Below are 5,052 nucleotides of genomic sequence, written 5' to 3'. Positions count from 1 at the left end.
ATATTGCGGGGATTGGGGTGTGCCTTCTGGCGGCGTTTGTGGCAACGAATGCCGAAAGCGTCATCGGGGCAACGTTACAATCCCAGTTCGACTGGCTGACTAATGAAGTGGTGAATATCTTAAACACGACGATCGGGGCGATCGTGGCAGTGTTGTTGGGATGGGCTTATCTCCATTTCTCCGTTGGCTTGTAAATGGGATGGTCGATCGTTTTTTCAAATTTAATTTCGAGCCGATTTTCGATATATTTTTAGTTTAGAATCAATATCTTTCTAAAGTGGTTTTGCAGCAGATTAACGAACCAATCAATCAGTAGATAAAGATGATTTTTATAGATAAAACGGTACAATCACAAACTGAAGTAATTGCATTAAGCTCAGATAAACTTGTTAGTATTATTTGAGAAAATATAATTTTTTGAACTTATATTAGTTCACTAAAATTTAAAATATACGAGCGGATTCAACCTGATAAAAGTTATTTTTTTTGATTTTATCGATCGGGTATAACATCATCTAATTTGCGGTTGACTTTAAATTTTGTCATGGAATCGACATGAGTTCCAGGCGGGATATACCGACAAGTTACATCGTTCTCGATCTCGGTTGAGTGAAGCTACTTAGGCGTGAATACTCAACCCCCACGAATCTGAAAACATTCTGTAGTTGGTATAAAGTTAACCCCCGATTTGGGAATGCATCTTTAAGATAGTAAATAGAAATTTCACAGCGACCGGGCGTTGCCAAAGTGACATCCCTCTGATGGGAGGTCAGCTATACAACTATCGTGGCACACACGGAGGAAAGATCGTTAATGACCGATCCATACCAACCTACAGCCGGGGAACGCGCACTCGATCGGGACTGCACTACCCTATCTCGCCACGTTCTACAACAACTACAAAGCTTTTCGGCCGAGGCCCAAGATTTGAGTGCCTTGATGAACCGTATCGCCTTAGCCGGGAAACTGACAGCTCGTCGCCTCAGCCGCGCGGGAATTATGGCCGGAGTCCTCGGATTTGCCGGAACTGAGAACGTCCAAGGCGAAGCCGTCAAAAAGATGGATATTTACGCCAACGATGTCTTTATTTCGGTCTTCGAGCAAAGCGGCTTGGTTTGTCGCCTTGCCTCCGAGGAAATGGAGAAGCCCTATTACATCCCGGAAAACTGCCCGATCGGTCGTTACACCCTGGTATACGACCCCATCGACGGTTCCTCGAATATCGACGCAAACCTCAATGTCGGCTCCATTTTCGCCATTCGCCAGCAGCAAGGCAACGATGAAGATGGTTCGGCGCGGGATTTGCTCGAATGCGGACGCAATCAAATCGGTGCCGGCTATATTCTCTACGGCCCGAGTACCGTTTTGGTGTACTCCATCGGTACGGGGGTGCATGCGTTTACCCTCGATCCGAGTTTGGGGGAATTTATCCTGTGGCAAGAAAATATTAAAGTTCCCGAACATGGCGCGGTGTATAGCGTCAACGAGGGCAATTTCTGGCAGTGGGAGGATTCGATTCGCGATTACATCCGCTACGTGCATCGCCACGACGGCTACACCGGACGCTATAGCGGTGCGTTGGTGGGAGACTTTCACCGCGTTTTGCTCCAAGGTGGGGTATTTCTCTATCCCGGTACGGTGAAAAAACCCGAAGGTAAATTGCGGCTGCTGTACGAGTCGGCACCTTTAGCCTATCTCATCGAGCAAGCGGGGGGACGCGCCAGTACGGGAACCCAAGACATACTAGATGTTGTGGGTTCACAACTCCATCAGCGCACGCCGTTAATTATTGGCAGTAAGGAAGATGTGTCTCTCGTGGAGTCTTTTATTCAAGAAAACGCTCGCATGGAAGAGGACAGAATCCTTGTAGATTCTTAGGATTTGTGGATGTCGATCGAAGAGTCGATCGATATTGTTCAGTTCATTCAAAACACAATAATTATGACGACCAACCCTCTGTTAGAAATTCAAGATTACGGACAAAGCATCTGGATGGACAATTTGTCTCGAGATGCGATCGAATCTGGAGAACTTAAAGACGCGATCGTGACGCGGGGATTGCGGGGAATCACCTCGAACCCAGCGATTTTTGAAAAGGCGATCGCCGGAAACAAAATTTACGATGCCGATATCGAAGCTGGTATTAAAGACGGCAAATCCGTCACCGAAATTTACGAATCCTTAGTCTTTGAAGACATTCGCAATGCCTGCGATATCTTCATGCCGGTCTACGAACAAAGTAAAGGTGTCGATGGATTCATCAGCATTGAAGTTCCCCCCAATATCGCGCGGGATACCGAAACCACCATTTCCGAAGCACGTCGCTATCACAAAGCCGTCGATCGTCCCAACGTGATGATTAAAATTCCCGGCACCCCCGAAGGCTTACCGGCTGTGGAACAAGCGATCGCCGATGGCATTAGCGTCAACGTCACCCTACTGTTCTCCGTCCAAGCCTATATCGACACCTTCTGGGCTTATATTAAAGGCTTAGAAGCGCGGGTAGAAAAAGGAGAACCCATTGATAATATCTCCTCCGTGGCCAGTTTCTTCCTCAGCCGCATCGATAGCGAAGTGGACGGCCGCATCGATAAAATGCTCGCCGAAACCAGCGATGCCGACGAGAAAGCGAAATTAGAAAGCGTCAAAGGCAAAGTCGCGATCGCCAACGCCAAGATCGCCTATCAAGAATACAAGAAAATCCTCGCCACCGATCGCTGGCAAGCCTTGGCAGCCAAAGGTGCAAAAGTCCAACGTCTCCTCTGGGCGAGCACTAGCACCAAAAACCCCGACTACAGCGACGTGATGTACGTTGACGAACTCGTCGGGCCCGATACCGTCAATACCCTACCCCCCAACACCATCGAAGCCTGCGCCGACCACTGCGATATCGACAACCGCGTCGAAACCGACATCGACGGCGCAACCCAGACCATGGCAACCCTAGCCGAAGTGGGTATCGACGTTGACGAAGTGATGGCACAACTCCTCGATGAGGGCATCGATAAGTTTATCAAACCCTTCGAGTCGCTGATGGAGTCCCTCGAAGACAAAGTGAAGCAACTCGCACCTGTCTAAATATCGTCAAAAAAAATGGGGAGTGGGTTGCTTTTTAGGCGATCGATTCCCCATTCCGTTTGTGTGGGAAAAGATACGCAGATGTAGGGACGCAGAAAATGACGATTTACGATTCAACGTGCGTTTGAGATCGGTCTAAACCCTGACTCTGTGGTTCTCACAACCAAGAGCTTGTCAATGGGAAATACATGGTTTCAAGTATTTGGGTGTTGGCAATAACGGTATAGCCTTGACCCGAACTCGCGTGTATTCACTCTCCCCCTGCAACACCAGCTCCCCCCGCTCTATTAAAGTTCATAACTCGCTCATGATTTCACTGGCAGAAAATCCACTTCGCGTGGGACTCCAACAAGATCGCGTTCCCGACCCGCAAATTTTAATTATCTTCGGCGCATCGGGAGACTTAACCCAGCGCAAACTCATTCCCGCCATCTACCAGATGAAGCTGGAACGCCGCCTTCCTCCAGAACTAACCATCGTCGGTGTGGCCCGACGAGATTGGAGTCACGACTTTTTCCGGGAACACCTGCGCGAAGGAATCGAACAGTTTGGTGGCGGACTGCAATCCGAACAAATTTGGAATGAATTCGCCAACGGCTTATTCTACTGCTCGGGGAATATCGATTCCCCCGAAAGCTACCAAAAACTCAAAGCCTTTCTCGGAGAACTCGACGAAAAACGGGGCACCCGAGGCAACCGCGTCTTTTACCTGTCCGTCGCGCCGCGCTTTTTCGGCGAAGCCACCCAACAACTCGGCGAGGCTGGAATGCTCGCCGATCCGAGCAAGCAACGCCTGGTGATCGAAAAACCCTTCGGCCGAGATTTGAGTACGGCGCGGATGCTCAACCGGGTGGTGCAAGATGTCTGCGACGAACGGCAAGTCTACCGCATCGACCATTATCTCGGCAAAGAGACGGTACAGAACTTGTTGGTGTTCCGGTTTGCCAATGCCATTTTCGAGCCGTTGTGGAACCGGCAGTTTGTGGAAAACGTGCAAATTACCGTCGCCGAAACCGTGGGACTGGAAGGACGTGCCGGGTATTACGAAACCTCTGGCGCGCTGCGGGATATGGTGCAAAACCACCTGATGCAACTGTTTTGCCTGACGGCGATGGAAGCGCCGAACTCCCTCGATGCCGATAGCATTCGCAACGAAAAAGTGAAGGTGGTACAGGCGACGCGTCTGGCCGATTTGGATAACTTAGAGCGATCGGCTATTCGGGGTCAATATACCGAAGGGTGGATGAAAGGCAAACAAGTTCCCAGCTACCGGGAAGAAGATGGGGCCGATCCAAAGTCGACGACTCCCACCTACGCGGCACTGAAGCTAAATATCGATAACTGGCGCTGGAAAGGGGTTCCCTTCTACCTGCGAACGGGCAAGCGGATGCCGAAGAAAGTCTCGGAAATCGCTATCCAATTCAAGGATGTGCCGCACTTGATGTTCCAATCGGCGGCTAAACAAGCTAATCCTAACGTCTTGGCAATGCGGATTCAGCCCAATGAAGGTATTAGTATGCGTTTCGAGGTGAAAACCCCTGGCAGCGCGCTGCGGACGCGATCGGTGGATATGGATTTCCGCTACGATACCGCTTTTGGTAAACCCAGTACAGACGCATACAGCCGTTTGCTGATTGACTGTATGTTGGGAGACCAAACCCTATTCACGCGCGGTGATGAAGTGGAGGCCTCCTGGCGAGTACTGACTCCCTTGCTCAATGTTTGGGACGCACCCGCACCGCCGGACTCGATTCCCCTGTACGAAGCGGGAACCTGGGGACCGGTGGAAGCGGAATTGCTCCTAGAACGAGATGGCGGACGCTGGCGCAGACTTTAGATGAATGGGGAATAGGGAATGGGGAATAGGGAATGGGGAATTTTTAAGTAACAAGTAATAAGTAATAAGTTGGGAAAGGAGTCGGGGGAAATGGTTACTCTCTCCCATCTCCCCCTCACCGCGTCCCGGTCACTGAG

The 5,052-nt window shown here is 50.2% G+C and carries 4 protein-coding genes; all 4 read left to right on the top strand.

The annotated features are described in order from the left end of the window. Positions 1–194: DUF92 domain-containing protein (locus IQ235_RS18705; RefSeq protein WP_405196696.1), on the top strand; the 194-nt coding region annotated here is incomplete at its 5' end. Between the two features lie 619 nt (positions 195–813). After that, a complete protein-coding gene (gene fbp / locus IQ235_RS18700; protein ID WP_264322923.1) occupies positions 814–1,878 on the top strand; it encodes a class 1 fructose-bisphosphatase in 1,065 nt (354 codons plus the stop codon). Between the two features lie 63 nt (positions 1,879–1,941). Then, entirely contained in the window at positions 1,942–3,078 is a 1,137-nt protein-coding gene (gene tal, locus IQ235_RS18695; protein WP_264322922.1) for a transaldolase, read from the top strand. Positions 3,079–3,385: 307 nt separating this feature from the next. Continuing rightward, a complete protein-coding gene (gene zwf, locus IQ235_RS18690) occupies positions 3,386–4,915 on the top strand; it encodes a glucose-6-phosphate dehydrogenase (protein ID WP_264322921.1) in 1,530 nt (509 codons plus the stop codon). Positions 4,916–5,052 lie beyond the last annotated feature (137 nt).

The sequence above is a fragment of the Zarconia navalis LEGE 11467 genome (assembly GCF_015207075.1).
GTDB classification, from domain to species: Bacteria; Cyanobacteriota; Cyanobacteriia; order Cyanobacteriales; family Geitlerinemataceae; genus Zarconia; species Zarconia navalis.
This window is presented reverse-complemented; position numbering and strand designations above follow the sequence as displayed.